Here is a 23,433-nt window from a genome sequence, read left to right as displayed (position 1 = left end):
GGTTACTATCCGCCGGTACGATACTGCTGCATTGCATCCGGTATTGCTTTGCGCTGAGTATGGAAGTGCTCGGTTAGTTCAGGCCAGTGCGATGACATATCCAATGCAAACCGGGACTGAGCCCAGCCACCTCGACGCTTTTTAATGGTGATATTCAGGCCACTCGCATGTGGGCTAAGGCCCAGACTTAAAGACACCGGCAACGTCCCCTGGCAATGGTGCTCATGACGCAGTAAATACAGGCACGCTTCACCCGTGCTAGCAGCCAGTTGCAAACGCTTTACCTGATGTACCTGTAACTCGCCATGCCATAGCAACACACTGTTACAGGCACCGCTTTTTAAGCATTGTTCAGCGGCCCACAATGCCTCCTGCGGAGATCCGGGAGTGATCTCCAGGAGTTTACTGGTGTCCATTCCACTACGTTGTAATGCATCGGCATTCAGTCGCGCTGGAGGTGCTATCACCGCAGTCAGGCCATCTTGCTGTATCAGGCTAGGTAATAACAACCTGAGTTCACCAATCCCCAACTCGGTATGTAAATCAACCACACCCACTTTGGGAAAGCCGCCCTGCAAATGTTTGTCTAATTCAGCAAACCCCGTCGCAATGACAGCCCCATTTTGCTGTTGACGCTTTGCAAGCCCTGCACCCTGCCACACCAGATCCTGACGCTCTAATAGTTCGATTAAATTACTCATAGCACCCCCCAAACTGTATATTTATACAGTATAATTACTGTTGAGCAAAGTGCAAGCATGCAGTAGGCAACGCGTACTAAGCAGGCGCGTTAAGGTATCCGAAAAGCATAAAACACTTAATCCAGATCAAGCAGTTACAACCAAAGTCAGCTAAAGTAATTAGGACAACAGGAGCATAGTATGTGTGGACGATTAAATATCACCGATGACCCTTTTGTGATCGAAGTATTAGCAGGGTTGGGTATTGCAAACCCAAAAGAAACAATGCACTTTGGTCGTTTTAAAAAAGCGACTGACAGCATCAGTATTGTTCATGAAGAGAATGGCCAGCGACAACTCAGCAACGCAACCTGGTGGCTGTTACTGGATCCACAGCCCGGGCAAGGCTTTAAGCCATCCAAATATACCTCATTCAATAGCCGCTATGACAAACTGCATGTCAAAGGCAGTGCTGCCTATCAGCCGTTTCACTACAGCCGCTGTATTATCGTGGTAAAAGGCTTTGGAGAAACCCAGTTTGCAAAGGGTAAACCACAACACTATTACGATTTTATCGCCGCAGACGGAGCGTTATGTTTAGGCGGGTTATATAAGGTATGGTACCACCCGGACAGCGGGCAAAAGCACTACTCCTGCTCAGTCATCACTTTACCAGCACATCCTAAATTGCGCCGCTATCATGACAAAGCCAGCCCTCTGATCCTGCCGCCCGACCCTGCTGAACTCAATGCATGGCTGGACAGTACAGTACATGATGGCGGTCGCTTTACGCATTTGCTGATCCCTCATTTATATCAACGTCTGGCTGCCATCCAGATAGATAAACCCAGCCAGTACCACCCTCTGGGTGAGACCATTTATATCGCCAAAGATCCTCCCCGTAATAAGGGGTGAGCTGATACAGTATTTTGCACCCGCTCACGGCACTCTGGCTGATGTGAAAAAAGTCACACCTGATAACGCGCCAGAATGTCGTCTAATTGTACGGCTAACTTCGCCAAATGCTGTGATCGGTCGTCAATATCCTGGCCACGTTCTAAATTACCATTGGCTTCTTCGCTGATGGCACTGATGGCTTGGCTGATCTGCGCAACCACCGCCGACTGCTCCTCCGCCGCCGTCGCCACCTGTGTATTCATAGCCACAATTTGTTCAATCGCATCAGACACCTCGCTCAAGGATCCTTTTGCCCGCTCAGATGTCTGGGCGTTATCGACAGAACGCTCGCGGCTTTGTTGCACTGACTGCTGTGCTTCACCAACCCCACTTTGCAGCGCTTTGATCATCTGTTCAATTTCCTCTGTCGCCTGCTGAGTGCGCTGAGCCAGGCCACGAACTTCATCTGCAACTACCGCAAACCCACGCCCTGACTCACCGGCTCGCGCCGCCTCAATAGCCGCATTCAATGCCAATAAGTTGGTTTGTTCAGCAATAGCCTGGATCACGTCCAGCACACTGCCTATCTGCTCACTCTGAGACGACAACCCATTCATAACCTCCCCGACTTTATCCATCTCCCCGGCCAGCTGTTCCGAGACATCAGCACAGTGCTCCACCAGCTGATTAGTCTGAGAAGTCAGAGTACTCACCTGCTGAGTCTGCTCCGAAGTATTCAGTGCACTGCTTGCCACCTCCTGAACCGTATGCTGCATTTGCTGTCCGGCAGTCGCCGATTGCTCACAATCCTGAGATTGTTTATTCACCCCATCAATCAGCCCCGCAACCCGCTCTGACAACGCCGTGGACATTTCTTTGAGCGTATGAGCACTGTGCAATAAGTCAGCAAAGTTATGTTGTAGCCGCTCAACCAAGCTATTTACCGAGCGGCTTAAGTCGCGGATTTCATCATCTCCTTCATCGGGTGCACGTAACCTGAAATCGTTATTATCTGCGATACCGCGGATCGCATTACTGGCAGCAATAACAGGCCGCGTAACCCGATTAGCAACAAAGAAGCCCACCACACTGGCTATGATTGCCGCCACAGACACAAATAATACTGAGGATCGAAGCACGGAGTATTTCAATTCGGTGATCATGGCGAAAGCTTCGCTTTCATCAATTTCGCTCACGATCGCCCAGTGTAGCCCGTCGATTTCCAGCGGTGCGTAGGCCGATGCGACAGAGACAGCCCGGTAGTCAGTGAAAATAGCGAAGCCACTTTGACCTGACAATGCAGCCCGGGTGCCTGGGGAGTCAATTCGCAATGTGCCTATGGTGGTATGTTGTTGTTCAATGTTATCGACCATGTCATTATCGACACCAAATGACCTGAGCTGGGCAATAAAACCACCCGGATCTTCCACAAAAAACCGGCTGTTATTTAGCAGCATCTTGTTTTGGTTGACCAGATAAAGCTCGCCACTGTCGCCCAGCCCTTGCTCATACCATTGCTCATTCAGTGTCAGCATGCGATTAATCTCATCCACTGGCAGCTGGAATATTAAAGTACCAAGCAAAGTGCCGTCATCAGCCAAAATCGCAGAACTGATAAATCCTGCCGCAGCATTGTAAGACGGCATATAAGGGCTAAAGTCGACAAAGTGTCCTTCGCGCACATGCTGGGCACGGGCTGCCTCATAGGCACGTGCCAAACCAGACTCGCGAAATGGGCCATTGGTCAGTGACGTTGCAAAGTCCAACTCCTTAAATACGGAGTACACTACATCGCCCTGAGGATTGGTAATAAACACATCGTAGAAGCCAAAACGTGCCTGAAACTCACGCAGTGCTTTGTGATAACGGCGATGTACTGCGCTGTAGGTGCTGTTATCACCCGTATCCAGCAGTTGATCTTTACTCCCTAGCGGATTGGGGTTGGCTGCAATATAGTGACTTTGAAGCCCACGCGCTGTCGGGCTCAGTCGCGTGAACAGACTACTCGCACTGAGACTGTCACCCGGGTTCTTTTGTCTGTATTGGTCAAGAAACTGGGTTTCATAAAAGCGGCTCAGAGATAATTCAGCCTCCCGGGCGTGCGGATAACTCGCAAATGCAGCTGAAAAAGCCCGACTGGCGTCAACCACCATCGTAGATCCCGCCAGTGTTACCACCTGATCCGAGATAGTTTTAAAATAACGTTCAACCTGAGCTTGCATCGCGTTACGACGTGAAACCAGGTTATTTTCAATTTCCTTCGTCACGGCGGCCTTTCCTTCCTGGTAGGCCAAGACACCAATAACAAAGCAGGTAATAAGTAAAGGGATAACAGCAAGCAGAACAGCAACGATACTCAGACGGTTTTTTAATTGCACGTGAACTCCTACAGTACAAAGCAAACCTATTCCGGGCAGGGAGAATAGGTCAATGCAAACCACTGCCACTGTGACTTAACCCCGTTGATAATCAGAAGCTTGGTACGTCAGCAGCAGCTAAAACACCATGTCAAAGTACAATAGCGCAACACTATGGAGATGTGAGTTACAAAACCACGGCACCTTGAACATGAATTTAGTTATTAAAATTAATTAGATGCAAGATCAACCTACACCTTTTAATACTTTGATACTAGTAATTAATAGTTAGTTTTTGATGTCAATCAGGTATGACCAATTAAGGCGGGTTGTAGTGCTGATTATTTTTTACCGGCAGGGAAAAAAATCGAGCCATGTCACAGGCTCGATTAAAAAAGCGGGTAATCTGTGTATATTTTACTCTACCCAAAAAGCATATAGAGTAAAAAGATCCACCTTCTTATTACAATGTCTGGCAAGGTACTTCTCTGCAACTACTTAAAGCTGAAGTGCCTGTACCGCCACCGGCGATCTTCATAGTTTCTTTCGCATTGATATTCATTGTGTCATCGAGATTTTTTAATTTTTGCTTTTTCACTTTTAGTTTCATAATCAATTTCCTTTTATTTAAATAACATGAGCCCCAAATCGTAAGTGAATGTTAACTTGTTTTTTAAATTTCACTCCCTTACTAATATAGGGTTTTAGATAATAAAATGGCCTACGAGGACCAAAGAGGTGGTCCAATTATTTAAGACAGCCATTCGGCATGCATAACATTATGCAAGCTCACAAGGGTTATCATAGCAACCAGTCTGAGTATTCCAGCCACCACCTACAATACGGCGTGTCTCTTTAAGCAGTAGTTGCTCTTTTTTGTTTAAGTTTTTTAGGTTCTGTTTTTTTAGTGACAACTTCATTTTAATTTTCCTTTTAATTGTTTAATAAAACCAACTTAAATAAAACACAAAAGATAAAAGCCTGTCAAATAAAAAATTAAAACAAAAAAAACTTAAAAAAATCCACAATCAAAAAAATGAATATCCTGCTTTTATTAATAGTAAAAGCAATCTATGAAAGTACATCACAGAGCCATTTTATATGTAACCACTCACATACTTAAAAAGCTATGAACTATCATAAAACCATGGCCTTTAAACCCTCATTACCAATCATTTTAAGTCGCGCAAACAGGCTGCTCGCGCTGAGACTGTCACCCGGTTTTTTGTCTGTATTAGTCAAGAAACTGAGTTTCCTAAAAACGGCTCAGAGATAATTCAGCCTCCAGGGCGCACGGATAACTCGCAAACGCAGCTGAAAAAGCCCGAATGGCGTCAACCACCATCGTGGATCCCGCCAGTGTTACCACCTGATCCGAGATAGTTTTAAAATAATGCTCAACCTGAGCTTGCATCGCGTTACGACGTGAAACCAGGTTATTTTCAATTTCCTTCGTCACGGCGGCTTTTCCTTCCTGGCAGGCCAAAACACAGATAACAAAGCAGGTAATAAGTAAAGGGATAACGGCAAGCAAAACAGCAACGATACTCAGACGGTTTTTTTATTGCATGTGAACTCCTACAGTACAAAACAAACCTATTCCGGGTAGGGAGAATAGGTCAATGTAAACCACAGCCACTGAAACTGAAACCCGTTAATAACCAGAGATTAGGTACGTCAACAACAGCTAATACACCATATCAAAGTACAGTAGTGCGACACTATGGAGATGTGACTTCCACTACCACCAAGGTACCTTAGACATGAATTTAGTTATTAAAATTAATTAGATGCAAGATCAACTTACACACTTACACACTTTGATACTTTGATACTTTGATACTAGTAATTAATAATTAGTTTTTGATGTCAATCAGATATGACCAATTGAGCAGTGTAGTTTAGGGTTCTATTCTTTCAGAGAAAGAACGCGAAAGAACGCAAGTGAAATAAGCTCTTCCACAAAATAATAAGCGATTTGGTGCAAAGTAGCACGAATGGTTTATTCAGCATTGATACTTATATTAATGGTCAGTATTTTACTGTGAACTTGAGAGTATCCCACTTTACTCAGAATAAGGCCACTTTGCGGCCTTATTCTTTATGAATCAGTGTGTCAACAAATGAGTTAACGACAAGCTTAGCGATACTGGCAGCCTTGCTCGTAACATCCAGTCTGAGTATTCCAGCCACCACCTACGATTTGACGTGTCTCTTTAAGCAGCAGTTGCTCTTGTTTGTTCAGGTTTTTTAGGTTTTGTTTTTTTAGTGATAGTTTCATTTTAACTTTCCTTTTAATTATTTAGTAAAACCGACTTCAATAAAACACAAAAGATAAAAACCTGTCAAATAAAAATTCAATAAAAAAGAAAACAAACAAAACATCAAAAAAAACAAAATAATGAAAAATTTATTTTTATAAACAATATCAAAATCCACAAAAAGGCATCATTAACCTATTAGGAAAGCGATCACTCACTTCTCATTAAATTTAGATATTATAATAAATTCTCAGCCTTTCAGACTTCATTGCCATTCATTTAAAATCGCCATAAGCAGCCTAAAACAAATCAAAGATAGCAATGAACAGATTCATAGACACAAAAAACAAAACAAATAAAAACACTCTGAACACAAAGTACACTTTTTAGATACAAAAACAGGCTTTACCACGCACCTCAACTCTTTCACATTACACACCAATTCATTTAACGCACCTCTGAAACAAAAATTCGCAATAATAAACCCAAAGGTGTCAACCAACTTTTTTTTGACATAAAGTTGAAAACATTATTTCACATCCTGTCTCTAAAATTGCGCCTTCCTCAACAGGATGAGGCTTCCCGTGCACCGAAACTATGCAACTTGCAAAGAACATCTGGGTTGAATTAACAAAGGAAATACATACAGAACTTGCAAGCACAACTTGTTTGCGTCGCTTGCGTTAATACCAGGTAAAATAATGAAGACAATACGCTTATTACTCAGCATCAGCACTGTATTTGCCAGTTGCCATGCCCTGAGCGCCCCAGAAGTGCATTACGACCAGTGTCAGAACACATTTAGCTATTTGGGTGCCAGTTATCAGGGCACAACGGATAAAAACAACTCTGGTAGCCAGTGGTGCTATCTTAAACAAGCCACTGATGGCTCCAGCTGGGGTAATGTCCGGGTTGAAACCATCCCTGCATTTACCACCGTCTCCGGAAAAAGCTGTAAAACGCCCTCCAGCTATCAGGGCGAACAGTTTTACGGCTGCTCGACACGCAATCACAGTGCCCCCTGGTGTTATGTTGATGAACAGGGAAGTTGGGAAGAGTGTGCAACACAAACACCGGATCCCCTGATGAGCCACACGCACCCGAAACCAGAGAAGCGCCTGGATCGTGTCGCGCTGGGCTCCTGCTTTAAAACAAAAGGCGACATGCCTGCTGCTCTGGCACGCCTGATAGGACATAAGCCCGATCTATTTTTCTGGCTAGGTGACAATATTTACGCTGACACCGAAGACATGAGCACTATGCGCCAAAAATATGATGATAAGAAGCGCAATGCAGACTACCAAAAGTTTCTGGCTGCTGAAATTCCGGTTATGGCCACCTGGGATGACCATGACTTTGGCCGTAACAATGACGGTAAACACTATCCTAAACGTGCCGAAAGCCAGCAGGAGTATTTACGCCATTTTGATGCCAAAGCGGACGACCCCAGACTAAACGGTCAGGCAGGGATCTATGAAGCGAAAATACTGGGACAAAAAGGCGAACAAACTCATGTGATCACGCTAGATGCGCGTTATTTTCGTTCACCTACCTTTGCCAGCTATGGTGCCTGTGAAGGCGATGCGACTACAATTCTGGGTGAACAACAGTGGCAATGGCTGGAAAAAGAGCTCAGCAAGCCATCTGAAATCAAGTTAATAGCCAGTGGAATACAGGTTTTGCCTCCTTTATATCAGGGTCGCAATCGGAATAACTATTGTGCCTTTGGAGATGGTAAAAAGTTCGAGCAGGCAATAAGTAACCTGCAAGAATCCGACATGTCGGGTACTAGTTACGAATCCTGGGCTGAAGTCCCTCTGGAACGCGAACGCCTGCTGAGGTTGGTACAAAAGTCGATCAATGCAGGTAATGCAAAAGCAGTGATCTTCTTATCTGGCGACCAACACTGGGGAGAGCTACTACAAAAAGATATTCCTGCCAGTAATGAACATGGCAACATGGCCAGAGTTTATGAGGTGACGGCTTCCGGGTTTGGACAAAACTGGCCATATCACATCGAAAACCCGTTGCGTTTGCCTGTCTATGCCGATACCAAAGGAGATGGTAACTACAACAAACAGTGCAAATTTCCTGCTAAATATGCTGCGGTAACCTATCAGGGGTGTATTACCCGAGATCATGACAAACCCTGGTGTTACACCGAAGTAGATGAAAGCGGCAATGGCGTTAAAGGTGAATGGGGTAATTGTGCTGGCAGTGGCGCAACCATACCTACAGGTCAGGTTGGCGTTGTCAGTGCAGACATCGCAGATCTCACTACCAGTAACCGTCACTTAATCAACAAGTCTGGCAGTAACTATGGCATGCTGGATATAGACTGGCAAAAACGGACCATTAAGATGTCGATAGAAACAGCTGAGGAAGAAGCAGTGTCGACTATCATTACATTTTAGGTCATACGAAAAAATACGCTGATCTGCCGTTGTAGGTCAGCTTCTTAACGTACTTATTTGACCACCTTCAGACCCTGTCTAGCTGCTCTGGGAGAGTCGGGAATTGGTTGGTCCTTCGCCTGAGCCTTGAAAGCGCGCGCTCTATCGTGAGCACTACGCACTGCATCACATTGCGCGATTATATCTTCTTCATCCAGCGCCTCACCCAAATCCATTACTATCCTGTATGCGGATTCATATAATTCTTGCCGGGTGTCTTCTTCAGCACGAAACCGCGTAAAAAAATCCTGCACTTTTTGCTCTGGCCCATGTAATTGGGTCCCCTGAATACAAGCGCCTATAATGATACCGAGCATCAAAAAAATAGCCAAAGAGGTAAGAACGAGTAGCAACATGTTTAAGCCTCCTGCCGGATCCGGGTTTCCATAAATTTATAAAACGGATATTTGGCAACAATCAGCCACTCACACAGATTAGCGATCACAGTTGCAGGGCCATATATAGAGTACAGCAGCTCATTCCCCAGATACCCCCTCAAGACCAGCTGGGCGGCATTTAATAACATCAGGAATAAGGTAATATACAGACTATACCGAGCCACCCTGGTGAACTGGCACCCTCTGATAACATGAAGTAAATACAAGGTAGCAGCATAAGCAGCAGTTGTGCACACGATCACAAAGTAATACAGCTTAATCACTAACTGATTATCCGCCTCTATGTCCAACATGTATGTTGCTAAACTACCACTGATGGCATGAAAAACCAGTACAGCCAGCGCTGTTAAAAAACATGAATGCATTTTATGGTCGGCAGGTGTTTTTAAACTCGACTTACCACCAAAAAATAAGCTAAAGCTATGTTTTCTGAAAGAAAAAATTACAAAAAGCACAACGATAAGTTCAAGAAAACGTATTCCCCACCCCGCCACGATGTAAAATTCATTCATGCTCAATCCTTTATATATAAACTCTACTGGCAACAATAAGGCGCAGAGTGGAAGGGACGTGTAGGTTGGGCACCATCGGCTCCACCCCCACCGCCAAAGACTTCAGCCAGCTGTTCCTGTGATAAACTGATATCGGTTAACTGCTTAAGTTTTTTAGATTTCACACTTAAGCGATGACTATTTCGATTGATAGAAGCTTTCATGGGCTTTTCCTTACGTTTCTTTTTAAGATAGAACAGTCTTAGCCTCGTGCGGTATTCATGTTAAACAAGCAAAACCAAACTTGCAAACACAAATTAACACAAATGTAACTGAAATACACTTTAGCCAGACCCTATTGACAAATATATCAAAAAACCAAATTACCATGAAAATATTAATATTAAAGATGCTGCTTTAAAAAATTATGCGACAAAGTGCAATTTAGAGCTGAAGTCAGGAGTACATAAGAGGCTTACATATGTAGTCCGCGCATAGTGCTCTCAGCGAACCTGCTCCATCAGAACAATACGACTGGCTGTACTTTCTTATGGAGTTAGCTCACATACGACATTGGCAAGATAATTACCTTAAGCTTAAGGCTTTTTTAAATGGCACTACATTCGGCTCTTCACCCGATTGGTAGCCTGAGCGGTTGCCGGATCATCTGGCCAGAAATGTTTTGGATAGCGCCCTTTCATTTCTTTTTGTACTTCACGATAACTGGATTGCCAGAAATGGGCTAAGTCCTGAGTCAATTGCAGTGGCCGCTGAGCGGGAGAAAGTAACTCCATCAGCACAGGTAAACGCCCTTCACACAACACTGGACTGTGACTCATGCCATACACTTCCTGCATTCTTACCGCCAGGCGAGCTGGCCCATCAAGCTGATACTGAATACGTATATTTGATCCACTGGGAACCATAATACGCTGAGGCAGTAACGCGTTAAGGCGCTGCTGTTGTGACCATTCCAAAGTACTCAACAAAGCAGCATGAAGATCGAGCTTTTTCAGCTGAGGTAACTGCTTAATAGTGTCTAAATAAGGACCAAGCCACGACTCAAGACGCATCAGCAAACTCTGCTCATCCTGAGCCCGAAACTCCTCAGGGTAGAGCCGCTGAGCCAGCGCCATTCGGGTTAGCAAGTCTTCACAATCTGCATAGCCATTAAAAATCAATAACCCTTGTTGACGCACCAGAGTTAACCAGGCTTGAGTGCGTAATGCCGTATCGACAGGTCCCGCTGCGGGTTTTGCAAGATACACCCAATGACCGAGACAAATACGGTGCTCGTGGATAAACTGCCCTGACTTTTGCTCAAACTCACACACGTCCTGCTCAGTAAACAAATAGGGCAACGCAGCATATAACTGTTTAGGTTCAAATGCTGTTGCACTGAAGATTTGCTGCCCTTTGTGGCCGCCGAGATCGGCAATTGCCAGATAGTTAGCATCCAGCCAGTATTCTTTGTGCGCATTCACCCCGGCACCATTGGCCAACACCCAGCCCTGCCCGCGACGTTTTGCCAGACGGTCGGGGAACGCCAGCGCAATCACGACTGGCAGGTGTTCAATCGCGAGCTCCCCTTGTGCTTGCTGAAGTTGTGCCCGACGCAACCAATACGACAGCTGCTGACGAAAAGCACCATGTGGGTTTTGCACTTGCTGTTGTAATGCGATACTCAACTCAGCAGACACTGACACTCGGCTTTCCAGCAGCGCGATAAAATAACAGCCCAGGCGGGTTATTCCCGGGTAATCGGCTTCAAGCACTTTTGACTTTAATAGCATATGGCCGTATCTGGGATCTGCGCCCAATGACTGAACTTGTTTACCCAGCACCGTGACGCGGTCACGGTCATCAATTAACTCCAGGCTACGTAACAAGGCTTGCGCTTTAGACAGCTGAGCCTCTGTCGGCGCATCCAGCAAGGCCAGTTCAGTTACCTCACTGCCCCACACCTTAGCTTCCAACATCAGGCCACTCAGGTCACTGCACAGAATGTCCGCCCGATCATGGGCATCACGACGCTCGAACAAAGCCTTACTGCCCAAACGATATACCACCCCAGCCTCAATACGACCTGCACGCCCGGCACGCTGTACCGCTGAACTACGTGAAATGGACTGTGTCACCAGCTCACTGACACCCGTGCGCAAATTATAGTGAGCTGCCCGGCGCTTGCCGCTGTCCACAACGATACGGATCCCTTCTATGGTCAGGGAAGTTTCGGCAACATTCGTCGTCAGCACCACTTTGCGCATGCCCGCGGGTGCTGGCTCAATGGCAGCCTGCTGAGCTTGTTTGTCCTGATCACCTGACAATGTGGCTAACATCAGATCCGGTTGAGCGCTAAAGGTATCCCGCAACGCGTCTGACACATAGCGAATCTCTTTCTGTCCAGGTAAGAACACTAAGATGCTGCCGGTCTGCTCATTTAGGGCCTTGCGTACCATCGCCGGGATATGTTCAAGCCAACGGCTTTCATCTTTCAACGGTACATAAATTTCTTCAATAGGAAAGCTGCGCCCATCAGAACGCACCAGAGGACATGTTAAAAATTGTTGATACCGCTCACTGTCCAGCGTCGCCGACATCACCAGCACATGCAAGTCATCGCGCAACGCCATTTGCGACTCCAGCGCAAACGCCAGCGCGGTATCCGCTGCCAAAGAACGCTCGTGAAATTCATCAAAAATCAGCAAGTCAACGCCATCCAGTTCAGGGTCAGCCTGAAGCAAACGCGTTAATGTGCCTTCGGTGACAATTTCAAGTTGAGTGCGAGCAGATACTTTGACTTCCTGACGGATCCGCAATCCCACCCGCTCTCCTACAGACTCGCCCAGTTGTGCGGCAAGAAAGCCCGCAATATTACGTGCTGCCAGACGCCTGGGTTCTAGCATAATGATACGCTTAAAATGCCCATCTAACATGAGCTGTAGCGGCAGCCAGGTGGACTTACCAGCACCAGGGGGCGCCTGTAATAAAACGCGGGGCTGCGTAGTTAATTGCGAGACAAGTTCATTGTAGACGGCCTGAATGGGTAGCACTGAGCTCATTTTTACTGCTGTATTAAGTCCAATATACGGCTAGTTTATACTAATCCCGCAATTTAAGTGACTCATTCTGAATAGCTCGTCTCTCATTCTCCAACTGCCCCGCATCTTATCTGGCCCCCATTCTCCACATTGCTTTGGTTACGTTTTCACTGTAAATAGACAAATTTACCCCATATAAATGGACAACCAGCAGAGCCTGGTGAGATCATCCAAAAAGGGGGCGCACCGCTTCATTCAGTTTGAACGGCCGCAAAAGCAAAACCAGACAAACATATTAATCAAAGGACCCTATGACACCCAGTGCACACCTGATGATGAGCTGGCTATGCGGCGCCAGCACACTGACTACAAAACGTGAACGTATACTCATTACTGTCGCAGGCTTAACCCCGGACTTGGACGGTGCCGGGTTGCTCATTGACTGGCTCTCGGGGACAACCCGATACTATCAACAATGGCATCATATCTATGGCCACAACCTGTTGTTTGCGATAGGCATCGCAACCTGTGCCGGGTTGCTGGCACGTACCCGACGAGGTTGCGTCTGGCTGTTGTCGTTTATCGCCATCCATTTGCATTTATTCACCGACTTAATTGGCTCCAAGGGGCCGGATGGCTATCAATGGCCCATCCAGTACTTTTACCCATTCAACAACACCGGGTTTACCTGGCAAGGACAGTGGGCACTGAACGCCTGGCAAAATCAGCTGATTTGGTTGCTGCTCGTACTACTTTGCATTGGCTACATAAAACGCAAAGACATCTCTTTCTTTGAACTATTCGGCGATAAGCTGGACAGTGCAGCACGTGCACTGTGCACCAGGTTCTTGTCTAGATACACCAAACAGTAAGGCACCAGCCCGGCGGGAATAATACCAATTTGCTTAATTAAGTGTTCTATTTTGAGGCGAGAAAATATAGTCGATAACACCGCTCTCGCGTCCTGCTATCGCTGAGGCACCTACGTCCATGTAGACGAGGCAAAAATTTGCGAACTTATACCTTAGGTGAAGGTTCTAAATAAAAAATTTTTAACGCTGTTAGCGCCCTATTTACTCCTTCAAATAGATCAGGTATTAAGTGAAATTGGTATTAGTAAGAGGGAACAGCCATACTGGCCTGATACTGATTGCGCCCAGATTCTTTGGCATTGTACAAAGCGGCATCAGCTTGCTCAATGAGCTTGGCCGGCGTAGTGGCTTTTGCGCTGCCCGTGCAGGACAAACCGACACTCACAGTGACAAAATTATGGGGCGATGTTGGATGAGCAATGGCAAGTTTTGCAACACTTTGCACGACCTTAGAAGCAAATTCCTGCGCACTATGTACCGATGTATCGGGCAGCAACACGGCGATTTCTTCACCGCCATAACGACACACCAGATCGACCGGACGCTGAGTGCACAACGACACTTGCCTGGTCACATCTTTCAACGCTTTATCTCCTTCAAGGTGTCCCTGACTGTCATTGAATTTTTTAAAGAAGTCGATATCAATAAGCAGTAATGCCAGAGGCACTCGCCGACGCAGGCTATCCTTTAACAGGCGGTCAATTTCAATATCGAAAAAACGGCGGTTATATAGCTCTGTCAGACCATCGACAAAAGATTGGTTGGTGAGAATGTCTGCCTGCACTTTGTACTTCAGATGGGTGGAAATCCGTTTAACCAGCGTACTGGCAACTAGTGGCTTTTCGATGAAATCGACGGCACCTGCATCCCAGCACTTTTCCTGTACCTGGGGTTCCTGGCTTGCTGTAATGAAAATCACGGGAATGTCAGCCAAGTCAGGTTGTGATTTAAGTTCTTTGCAAGCCTGTAGTCCGGACATCCCCTCCAGATTGATGTCCATGATGATCAGATCGGGTTTAATTTTGTGGCATACTTTTAAGGCAGTTTCTGCACTTTCAAAACTCACCGTGCGACAAACTGGCTTTAATATCGCACTTACCAACTTGCGGATCGCTTTCGCATCATCCACCACTAATACCGTACAGCTCTCGATACTGTGTACAATTTCAAACATCGAATTCCATCCCGTTTACCCAGGGTTCTGCCACTCTACACCCACACTAAGACAGGTCGGACTGCCTGAGTTAATTAACGAGGGTACTACTATCATAGCTCATTATAGGGATTTCAGCCGACCCAACATTCTATTGGGTTGCGGTACATGTGCTGAAATCACCTGCCAAAGCACTTTTTGTTCTATTGGTTTTGCGATATAGCCATCAAAACCTGCATGCTGATACTTTTGCCTGTCTTCGGTTAACACATTAGCAGTCAGGGCTATCACTGGCAATGCCGGGTGCTGCTGTTTTATGAGTTTACATGCCTCGACGCCATCCATCACAGGCATCTGAATATCCATTAACACAAACTCCGGGCACTGCTGCGCTACCTGCTCGACAGCCTCTTGACCGTTCCATACCATAGTGATGTCTGCATTACATTTATTGAGCAACGCACGAACCACCAATTGGTTAATTTCATTGTCTTCTGCAACTAACACCTGCACACCGGTTAGATCAGGGAGTGCGATCCCATCCTCAGACAGCTCGGCCTGTGCCTGTGTACTTTTCTCAAGTGGCAGGTACACCGTAAAAACACTGCCCACATTTTCCATACTTTGCACCTCAATGGTCCCCCCCATCAGTTCAACCAGAGAATGCGTGATGGATAGTCCCAATCCACTTCCCCCGAACTTACGGGTCGTGGACTTATCAGCCTGCTCAAAACGCTGAAACAATCGGCCTAACGCTTCTTTACCGATACCCACGCCTGTATCGCGCACACTAAACACCACACCTGGCTCACCCTGCACCTCTTCGATTTCAAGGTCCACTCCCCCTTTTTGGGTAAATTTTATTGCATTAGAGATCAAGTTGAGGAGTATTTGTCGAACCCTGACGGCATCTCCTTCCCAGCAGGCATGCTCAAAATGCTCAACAACACTCAGATAAATTCCTTTCTGAGCGGCCACAGCCTGCAAGTCTGCCTGAATATGGCTAATTAATTCCGTCAAATTGAATGGCCGAACCTCCAATGAGAGTTTTCCTGCCTCAATCTTAGAAAAGTCCAGAATATCATTGATGATGGTGATTAATGCCTTGGCCGAATAAGTGGCTTTTTCCAGATACTCCCTGGCTCTACCAGACAGTGTTTCCTCACTCAACAGCTGTAAAGTACCATATAGGCCATTCATGGGCGTGCGTATCTCATGGCTCATATTCGCCAAAAATTCTGATTTGGCACGCGTTGCATGCTCAGCCACTTGCTTTGCTTCCGCCAGCGCCTGTTCATGCTCCAACTGCTCAGTCAGGTCGTAAGCAACCCCCAAAAAACCAACCAACTGACCATGGGTGTCCTGAAGGCGCGACACACTCAGGCGTACCGGCGTTAATTGCATACTCTTTTTGACATAAGTCCAGTTGTTCACATCGTTTTTGCCATGACGTGCTTTCGCCACAAAGGCTTCAAATCCAGGCTCTACCGGATAACCCAGTTCCGCCGTTAACTGTTCAGCGCGCTGTGCCACTTCCAGTTCCAGATGAAACACAGCAGGTGTACATTTACCTACCATCTCTTGCGCTTTATAACCCAGGAGCTTCTCCGCCGCAGGGTTAAAGACCGTGATCACTCCCTGAACATCGGTTGCTATCACTGAGTAGGTCGCACTGGCTAAAATACTGCGCTGTAATACCCCCACTTGTTCTATTTCAGCTGTTCGGGCAAGTACTTTTTGTTCCAGCACCGCATTGGCCTCTGACAGGGCTTTTTCCCGTGTTTCAGATAAATCAAGCTGGTGTGCTTTAGACTGGTGAACGCGTAATATCAGCAGCTGTACGCAAAACACCACCAGCATTAATGCCAGTGTGATCATCACCGCTTCTCGCACCGCTCGGTATGGACTCGGCAACCTCAGCGCCTCAATGTAATTCGTGGTGGGGCTGAGCTCCAGCCGCCAGGTCCTACCATACAGCTGACTGATGCTGTGGACTCGATACTGATTCAGTTCTGCTTGCACCTCTCCGTGGCTAAAGAACAAAGTACTATCCTGACGGTCGATATCTCTGACGTTGAGAACCAGGTTACGATTAATCCCTTTCAGCGAGTCCAGCACTTCATCAATGAGGATCGGGCTGTAACTCCAGCCTGCCAGTTGAGCCATACGCTCCGTGGAGTTTTCAGGGATACTGTCTTGCGTATACACCGGCATGAGTATTAAAAAGCCATGCTGCGCTTTTTGATTTGCCTGTACTAAGGTGATTGGGGCGGTTAATGTAACTGCAGCGCGCCTGGCGGCTTCAGTTGCCGCAATCCGACGCATAACTTCTGAGCCAATGTCCAGGCCTACCGCCTGCTTGTTACGCGATTCAGGCTCGATAAACTGGATCACATACAAGCTTTGTTCATGTGGCGTGATTTGTTTAATGCTAAATTGCTTATCAGGCCTTTGCTGCCGTGTGCTCTGAACAAACTCGGCTTTGCTTTCACTCGGAACAAAGCGAATAAACCCAAACCCCCGTGCCCCCGGGAACTCTCGTTCGTGATAGCGACTGCTTGTATAGCGCTGCATATGATCGTAAGTAAAGTGCTGCGCCCCCACTGTCTGAATGGCACCGCGCAACCCAGCCAACCCATAGCGATACAATGCCATTCGCTCTTCCATTGCCTGAGTAAGACGAGTCAGATCATCTGCCATGGCACCTTTTATGCGTGCATCAATACGTTGCAAATGAGATTGATGGCTGTACCAACCACCTAGGGCGCCCAACCCAACGACAAGCAATAAAGGCCACATAAGCTGCCAGAGAGGTCTATTTCCTCTATGTGATTCATTTGGGTGTTTTATCACAGCACTCACCTTAGTCTGGCTTGCCGTCTGGTTATCTGCATATGTTGATACCACCCTGCTATCGTATCAATACGCATTAACTTTCGTTGCTTCGCTTCGGCACGACCGACGTTTCAAACACCTCATTCTGGAGCGCCTGTTCAAGCACCTGAAACTGTTCAGATATTCGCTCCACCAACACAGTATAATCCGTGCCGTCTTGCTGACCCGCCTTCTCTTCCAGCTTAGCCAGTAACTGGGTTAGCCTTTGAGCACCGATATCACCACTTTGCCCGCGCAATGCATGGCTGATCTGTTTGACCTGAGCGTGGGCAAGCGCATCGCAGTGTTCTTTCAGTGCCAATAACTTCTCTGACGCAGCGTCATAAAATAGCCTGCAAATTTGCTGATATAACTCAATGTCACCCTGCAATCGTTCGATCGTGCCACTCACATCAAGTACTTTACCAGATAAATCAGATGCCGATTCTGCTCGATTTGATGCACTCAGGCCCTCTGTCACTTCTGAAGCGTGATTATCAGACAAACTGTGCGTTTGGCGTTCATCCGGTTTTTGATAGGACATAAACTTAGACAATACATCAAATAGCAGCTTGGGCTGTATGGGCTTGGTCACGTAATCATCCATACCAGCCGCAAGACAACGCTCCCGTTCCCCAGACATCGCATTGGCCGTCATTGCAATCACCGGAATATGGCGAAACGATTCACCTCCTTTTCCTTCTCTGATTAAGCGCGTTGCCTGATACCCATCCATTGTTGGCATATTACAATCCATCAAAACGGCAAATACCGGCTGATGGTTTTTTTCAAAGTTCAGTAAGGCACTTAAGGCTTCATGACCAGATTGATATGTCACCACATCCGCATCGATGCCATGCAGTATCCCCCGGGCAACTTCTCGGTTAATTTGGTTATCATCCACAATCATTACTGTCGCACCGCTGAGGTCATTGTGCGCATGATGCTGTATGTTGGGGACATGCACCTGGTGCTGGTTCTTAAGCATTTTTTCAATCGCATTCTGATCAAATACAGACAGAAAATGACCCAAACGAATAGGTTTAACCAGTTTAGCCAAACATCCGCTAGCGATATTTTGTTGGGAAAATTCACTGTACAGCACGATAGTGCGAGCATATGCCGTAGTATCAGTCAGGTTTTCAATATGCGGATGGTTATGATCCACAACCAGATACTCACCGTTGCGCTCCACCAAAGTACCCCCGTACTTGGTAATGACATGTGAAAGGAAACTACGCTCCCGCCCGTCATCCACATGCAGCTCAAACCGATGTCCGTCCAACAGATTACTATGAGGTTTAGCCTTTGCCGTATCCAAAGCAAACGGTAAGGTAAACGAAAACTTGCTGCCAATGTTCTTTTGCGACTCAAAGCCAATTTGCCCTCCCATCAATTCACAGAGGTTTTTACAAATTGACAAACCAAGTCCCGTACCACCAAACTCTGCACTGATACCGCTGTCTTCCTGGGTAAAAGCAGAGAAAATCTTATGGTGGTTATTTTTATCAATCCCCACCCCGGTATCTTCTACGGCTACCGTCAAATATATTTTACCTGCATCTTCTGTCGTCTCTGCTCGCACACAAACACATCCCTTGCTGGTGAATTTTATCGCATTGCTCACCAGGTTAAAGATGACCTGTTTGATCCGGCCAGCATCTCCCACCAGTTCAATAAAATCAATATCTGCAACATCGACCACCAAAGTGAGCTGCTTTTCGTACGCTTTCAAAGAAATGGATGTCACAACATGCTCCACCACTGATATAGGGTTAAGCGGCTCTTGCTCAAGCTCCAGTTTACCGGCTTCAATTTTAGACAAATCAAGAATGTCGTTGATTAGAGAAGCCAGCGTAGAAGAGCTGGTTTCTGTCATTTCCAGATACGATAATTGATTTTTGGTCAGCGGCTCACGACGGATCAGGTTGAGTGTACCCAGAATACCGTTGAGCGGGGTGCGCATTTCATGGCTGATGGTAGAGATAAAGGCGCTCTTAACCGCAGACGCTTTAACCGCTTTGGCCTTTTCGGCCTCCAGCTCCCCGGTGCGCTCCTTAACCTGCCGCTCCAAACCTTCGTTCGCACTTTTTACCTGCTGTTCACTGAGTTTTTCTTTTGTTGTATCACGACCGAACAAAGTAACCCCAACCAGCTGGTTATCGGGACCCCGCACCGGCGAAACTTTGAAATTCACATGCCGAACTTCATCCTGTACGGTGTAACGCTCATACCAGTCAGTATCTTTGGGTGCGCCCTCGCTCTTAAAGTAGCACACAGCGCCCTGCAAACGGTCCATGGGCAGTTCAATCAGGTCGGTAATATTGTGCTGTCGCTCACTGGCCGCAAGGCTGGGAAATATCAATAAAGACGCACTGTTATATGTCTGTACGTTAAGCTGTGTATCAAAGCTGATAATAGGCTCGTCCGCCCCATCAATAATCGATTCATAGACGGCTTTATCTTCCTGATAGCGCTCACGATTACGATAGAAAACAACAATCCCCCCCATGAATAACAGCAGCACTAAAGTCACCACGGCTAACAGCATATAACTCGACAAACGTCGTTCATTTAGCAATGCTGAGGCCTGTTGCGGAAGCGCAATTGCCGTGATAAACATCTCATGACCGGGGCCCTGATAACCACTATTGAGCTCTTGCTGTATGGCGACCTGAAGGGTATCTGTGCCGTGCTTATATACCCCATCAACACGCCCCTTGGCTGTACTGTGTAGTTTGAAGTCATCGTCAAACATACGTGGTCTGGCCAGGTCCCGGGTATAATGAAACACCGTGTCAGGCCCGTAGATATAATGCCCCTGGTGGTCAGTCAGGTAATACTCGCCCGTGTCACTGTCCAGTAATTCGATTAGCTGCTTCGCACTGGAATTGAGCACCAACAAGCCAAACAGGTCATTGTCGGCATCAAACAGAGGCATCGCAATACGCAAAACCGGGGTGAATGGCCGTTGCACTTTGTTATTTTCAAAATTCAGGGAAATACGCGATGCAAAGTGCATTTCTTCAGACAAGTCCAGAGTTTCCTGAACGTAATCTTTATGCGATTTGTCCTGCAACTTGGCTTCGGGGATCCGCTCTACTTTGCCCCGACGCCGATCAACCCGGACAAACTCACGACCGTCCGGCATGATGATACGCAACTGCAATAACTCAGCATTATTATGGATCAGAGACCTAAAAATGGTCGCAATGCGAGATTTCCACAAATCAATGGGTTGGTTATCCTGTGGATCGACCCCGTTATTTTTCAGTGCGCGGGCAATACCCGGAAAAGGTGGCGTATCTTTTAGAAAGTGCAAATAGCTTAAATCTGCCCGGTAACGGCGCTCGAATTGCTCAGCGATATGTGCTGCACTCTGCCTGAGTTGGTTTTCTACTTCAAATTGCACTTCACCTTGCAGCTTGCGCTCGAAGAAAATCAAAGCCAACACTATCATCAACAACAAACATACGCTGAATGCGCCCGCAAACCAGCGCGTTTGCTTATTTTTTTTAACAGACAGAATCCCTATCATATATGACCTTTTAACCCAGCAGACGAGTTTTTGGCGGCTCTCAAAGTGTAAGGCCGCAACCACCCCACCAAAATGGTATGCATATGCAAACTATAGCCTATGCAACCGGCATTACAGGGCCACAGTCATTTTTTTTCAAGAAAAGCTGAAAAGCCCTGACACCCCACGATATTTGCACTCACAGATAGACCGCCAACATACACTCTACTCCCTAAACTTGATCTTTGCCGAGGGAATGTGCCAGTGCATACTTAAATGCGCTCTGGCTATCCATGGGCCTGGCATAGAAATAGCCCTGTGCCACGTCACATTTGAGTGATTTGAGCTCACTGACCTGGGAGTCTGTCTCTACGCCTTCTGCCACCAGCTTGAGGCCAAGAGCGCGCGCTAGTAATACGATTGTCTGTACAATGCCAAAATGATGCTCGCCTGTTCCCATATCTTGTATGAATGATTTGTCGATTTTAAGTACATCCAGGGGAAACACTTTTAGATAGGATAAACTGGAATAACCCGTTCCAAAATCATCAATGGCGATCGTAACCCCCATGTCAGCCAGCTCAGCGAGTTTGCATTGCACTTGTTCAAAACTCTCAACCAGCGCACTTTCTGTCACTTCCAGCTCTAGCTGCCGACTCGGTAACTTGTGCTTCTCCAGGCACCTTGCAACCTGATCGACAAACAGAGCATGCTTCAGTTGCTGAGACGACACATTAACACTGACTTTAAGCATCACCCCTTGATCCAGCAAACGACGCCCGAATGCACAACTTTTATGCAAGACCTGCTCACCCAATTCGTCGATTAGACCCAACTCTTCGGCCAGCGAAATAAACTCCTGGGGTGCAACCAGTGCGCCTGATTTTTCTTTGAGCCGCACAAGGGCTTCAAAACCACACACGCAACCGGAGTCAATGGCAATCTGAGGCTGAAAAAACACCGTTAACGCATCTGCATCCAGCGTTTCACGCAATAACAACTCCAGCTCATGGCGTTTCATTAACTCGGCTTCAAGCTCCTGAGAAAAAAAACACACCGTATTTCGACCTTGGTTTTTGGCCCGATACATAGCAACATCAGCATGGCGCATCAGCACTTCTTCTTCGTGAGCATCCATCAATGACATACTCACGCCTATGCTGACTGAAATCTGATACTCTTTTTGTTCAAGTAGAAATGGTTCTTTAAAACTGGCGATCAGGTTGTTCGCAACAACCGACACATAACTCGCAGAGCGAACCTCTTCCAAAAGTAAAACGAACTCATCTCCCCCCACCCGTGCCAGCGACGCATTGGGGTCAATCACCGACTCCAGTCGTTTCGCTACCTTCTTAATCAGTTCATCGCCCAGATGATGGCCCAGCGCATCATTGATATACTTAAAGTGATCTATATCTATCAATAAGATAGCTACGTGCATATTCGATATCCGGGCACTGGCTATTGCATGTTGGAGTCTGTCGTGAAGAAGTACCCGATTTGGCAGGCCAGTCAGCTGGTCATTGTTGGTCAAAAAGCTCATTTGCACTGCCATCGCAACCGACTCGCTCACATCGTGAAACACCATCACCGACCCTAATACCGTCCCGTCTTCGCCACGAATGGGTGAAGCAGTGTCTTCGACCCGATATATCTGGCCATCTTTGCTGTGTAATTGACAGTTTAAGGCCATTGCCACGTTGCGCTTTTCGGTAAGTGCTCTTCTGGCAGGATTGATTGATTCGCTCTGCGTGGTGGCGTCACGTAAGTCCATCACTGCTTCTATCGGTGAGCCCAAAGCATAACTTGCCGCAATACCAGTCAAGCGTTCCGCCACCGGGTTCATATAACTTACGTAGCCTGCTTTATCTGTGGCGATAACGGCATCACCTATCGAGTTGAGCGTCACCTGAAAGAGCTCTTTCTCTCGCAGTAATAACTCGGTGGTACTTTCCAGTGCATCCTGATAAGCCACGATCGCCAGCTGGTTATACACCCGCATACGGCAGGTTTTCAGATCTATCGGTTTCGAAATATAGTCAGCACCGCCTTCAGTCAGAGATTTGAATTCTGTATCGGGGTCGCGACTTGCAGTAATAAAAACAACCGTGTAATGGGCTGTTTGCGGGTCACTTTTCAGTGTGCGGCAAATATCCACGCCATTGTATTCGCCCATGTCGATATCAAGCAAAATCACATGGGGTTGGATCTCTTTAATCAGCATCAAAGCATAGCTGGCTTCAGAGGTGGAGAACACCTCACCTAAGTCACTCACGGCTTTTTTGATGATCAGTATGCTACTGGGGTCATCATCGACGATCAGTATTCTTGCATTGTCGGGCAAGTTCAGTCTCACGTGCTAACCTTCCACGTTTCCTTAATCTAATCAGCATAGACCAAGCCGGCGTGTTTTAAACTGAACAGCCTAATTATTTAAAT

At 46.7% G+C, this 23,433-nt stretch carries 17 protein-coding genes; 3 read left to right on the top strand and 14 right to left on the bottom strand.

All coding sequences use genetic code 11. From position 1 onward, the window contains the following. Nucleotides 1-5: 5 nt before the first annotated feature. Nucleotides 6-701: a translesion DNA synthesis-associated protein ImuA gene (gene imuA / locus QNM19_RS16830; protein ID WP_156202209.1), complete on the bottom strand. Its 696-nt coding sequence runs from the start codon at nt 699-701 to the stop codon at nt 6-8. Between the two features lie 180 nt (nt 702-881). Here imuA and QNM19_RS16825 point away from each other — a divergent pair, with 180 nt between their 5' ends. After that, on the top strand, nt 882-1,595 hold the full coding sequence (locus QNM19_RS16825) for an SOS response-associated peptidase family protein (protein ID WP_049863850.1): 714 nt from the start codon (nt 882-884) through the stop codon (nt 1,593-1,595). Nucleotides 1,596-1,648: 53 nt separating this feature from the next. Here QNM19_RS16825 and QNM19_RS16820 read toward each other — a convergent pair whose 3' ends face one another. From QNM19_RS16820 to QNM19_RS16800, 5 genes are all read right to left on the bottom strand, one after another. Continuing rightward, on the bottom strand, nt 1,649-3,955 hold the full coding sequence (locus tag QNM19_RS16820; protein ID WP_284026966.1) for a methyl-accepting chemotaxis protein: 2,307 nt from the start codon (nt 3,953-3,955) through the stop codon (nt 1,649-1,651). A 442-nt stretch (nt 3,956-4,397) separates the two neighbouring features. Next, nucleotides 4,398-4,544, bottom strand: a complete 147-nt coding sequence (locus QNM19_RS16815; protein WP_156202493.1) for a hypothetical protein — start codon at nt 4,542-4,544, stop codon at nt 4,398-4,400. Nucleotides 4,545-4,713: 169 nt separating this feature from the next. Continuing rightward, nucleotides 4,714-4,854: a hypothetical protein gene (locus tag QNM19_RS16810; protein WP_156202494.1), complete on the bottom strand. Its 141-nt coding sequence runs from the start codon at nt 4,852-4,854 to the stop codon at nt 4,714-4,716. Nucleotides 4,855-5,189: 335 nt separating this feature from the next. After that, on the bottom strand, nt 5,190-5,393 hold the full coding sequence (locus QNM19_RS16805; protein WP_049866415.1) for a hypothetical protein: 204 nt from the start codon (nt 5,391-5,393) through the stop codon (nt 5,190-5,192). Nucleotides 5,394-6,074: 681 nt separating this feature from the next. Continuing rightward, entirely contained in the window at nt 6,075-6,215 is a 141-nt protein-coding gene (locus tag QNM19_RS16800; protein WP_156202495.1) for a hypothetical protein, read from the bottom strand. Nucleotides 6,216-6,896: 681 nt separating this feature from the next. Between QNM19_RS16800 and QNM19_RS16795 the strand changes: the two genes are divergently transcribed. Continuing rightward, nucleotides 6,897-8,609 (top strand): alkaline phosphatase D family protein, encoded by a 1,713-nt coding sequence (locus tag QNM19_RS16795; protein WP_284026965.1) that lies wholly within the window; start codon nt 6,897-6,899, stop codon nt 8,607-8,609. A 53-nt stretch (nt 8,610-8,662) separates the two neighbouring features. On the opposite strand, the gene QNM19_RS16790 is transcribed toward QNM19_RS16795, so the two are convergent. The 4 genes from QNM19_RS16790 to hrpB form a co-directional block, all read right to left on the bottom strand. After that, nucleotides 8,663-9,004, bottom strand: a complete 342-nt coding sequence (locus QNM19_RS16790; RefSeq protein WP_284026964.1) for a hypothetical protein — start codon at nt 9,002-9,004, stop codon at nt 8,663-8,665. Between the two features lie 2 nt (nt 9,005-9,006). After that, a complete protein-coding gene (locus tag QNM19_RS16785) occupies nt 9,007-9,558 on the bottom strand; it encodes a hypothetical protein (RefSeq protein WP_284026963.1) in 552 nt (183 codons plus the stop codon). A 23-nt stretch (nt 9,559-9,581) separates the two neighbouring features. Further along, nucleotides 9,582-9,761, bottom strand: a complete 180-nt coding sequence (locus QNM19_RS16780) for a hypothetical protein (RefSeq protein WP_284026962.1) — start codon at nt 9,759-9,761, stop codon at nt 9,582-9,584. Between the two features lie 393 nt (nt 9,762-10,154). Further along, nucleotides 10,155-12,590, bottom strand: coding sequence for an ATP-dependent helicase HrpB (hrpB, locus tag QNM19_RS16775; protein WP_284026994.1), 2,436 nt, complete (start codon nt 12,588-12,590; stop codon nt 10,155-10,157). 299 nt (nt 12,591-12,889) lie between these two features. Here hrpB and QNM19_RS16770 point away from each other — a divergent pair, with 299 nt between their 5' ends. After that, nucleotides 12,890-13,450 (top strand): metal-dependent hydrolase, encoded by a 561-nt coding sequence (locus tag QNM19_RS16770; RefSeq protein ID WP_049866486.1) that lies wholly within the window; start codon nt 12,890-12,892, stop codon nt 13,448-13,450. A gap of 241 nt (nt 13,451-13,691) precedes the next feature. Here the strand turns inward: QNM19_RS16770 and QNM19_RS16765 are convergent, their stop codons facing one another. From QNM19_RS16765 to QNM19_RS16750, 4 genes are all read right to left on the bottom strand, one after another. Next, nucleotides 13,692-14,624: a diguanylate cyclase gene (locus QNM19_RS16765; protein WP_049866487.1), complete on the bottom strand. Its 933-nt coding sequence runs from the start codon at nt 14,622-14,624 to the stop codon at nt 13,692-13,694. A gap of 102 nt (nt 14,625-14,726) precedes the next feature. Further along, nucleotides 14,727-17,402 carry a CHASE domain-containing protein gene (locus tag QNM19_RS16760; protein WP_284026961.1) on the bottom strand — a complete coding sequence of 892 codons (2,676 nt, stop codon included), beginning with the start codon at nt 17,400-17,402 and terminating at the stop codon, nt 14,727-14,729. 130 nt (nt 17,403-17,532) lie between these two features. Beyond that, nucleotides 17,533-21,015, bottom strand: a complete 3,483-nt coding sequence (locus QNM19_RS16755) for an ATP-binding protein (RefSeq protein WP_284026960.1) — start codon at nt 21,013-21,015, stop codon at nt 17,533-17,535. Nucleotides 21,016-21,226: 211 nt separating this feature from the next. Then, nucleotides 21,227-23,350, bottom strand: coding sequence for a two-component system response regulator (locus QNM19_RS16750; protein WP_284026959.1), 2,124 nt, complete (start codon nt 23,348-23,350; stop codon nt 21,227-21,229). Nucleotides 23,351-23,433: the final 83 nt, after the last annotated feature.

It is taken from the genome of Pseudoalteromonas ardens, from assembly GCF_030125445.1.
Taxonomy (GTDB): Bacteria; Pseudomonadota; Gammaproteobacteria; order Enterobacterales; family Alteromonadaceae; genus Pseudoalteromonas; species Pseudoalteromonas ardens.
This window is presented reverse-complemented; position numbering and strand designations above follow the sequence as displayed.

Bases quoted from the DNA above. Each gene is read 5' to 3' on its own strand.
- imuA (WP_156202209.1), bottom strand. From the start codon at position 701: ATGAGTAATTTAATCGAACTATTAGAGCGTCAGGATCTGGTGTGGCAG.
- QNM19_RS16825 (WP_049863850.1), top strand. From the start codon at position 882: ATGTGTGGACGATTAAATATCACCGATGACCCTTTTGTGATCGAAGTA.
- QNM19_RS16815 (WP_156202493.1), bottom strand. From the start codon at position 4,544: ATGAAACTAAAAGTGAAAAAGCAAAAATTAAAAAATCTCGATGACACA.
- QNM19_RS16810 (WP_156202494.1), bottom strand. From the start codon at position 4,854: ATGAAGTTGTCACTAAAAAAACAGAACCTAAAAAACTTAAACAAAAAA.
- QNM19_RS16800 (WP_156202495.1), bottom strand. From the start codon at position 6,215: ATGAAACTATCACTAAAAAAACAAAACCTAAAAAACCTGAACAAACAA.
- QNM19_RS16795 (WP_284026965.1), top strand. From the start codon at position 6,897: ATGAAGACAATACGCTTATTACTCAGCATCAGCACTGTATTTGCCAGT.
- QNM19_RS16790 (WP_284026964.1), bottom strand. From the start codon at position 9,004: ATGTTGCTACTCGTTCTTACCTCTTTGGCTATTTTTTTGATGCTCGGT.
- QNM19_RS16785 (WP_284026963.1), bottom strand. From the start codon at position 9,558: ATGAATGAATTTTACATCGTGGCGGGGTGGGGAATACGTTTTCTTGAA.
- QNM19_RS16780 (WP_284026962.1), bottom strand. From the start codon at position 9,761: ATGAAAGCTTCTATCAATCGAAATAGTCATCGCTTAAGTGTGAAATCT.
- QNM19_RS16770 (WP_049866486.1), top strand. From the start codon at position 12,890: ATGACACCCAGTGCACACCTGATGATGAGCTGGCTATGCGGCGCCAGC.
- QNM19_RS16765 (WP_049866487.1), bottom strand. From the start codon at position 14,624: ATGTTTGAAATTGTACACAGTATCGAGAGCTGTACGGTATTAGTGGTG.
- QNM19_RS16760 (WP_284026961.1), bottom strand. From the start codon at position 17,402: ATGTGGCCTTTATTGCTTGTCGTTGGGTTGGGCGCCCTAGGTGGTTGG.
- QNM19_RS16755 (WP_284026960.1), bottom strand. From the start codon at position 21,015: ATGATAGGGATTCTGTCTGTTAAAAAAAATAAGCAAACGCGCTGGTTT.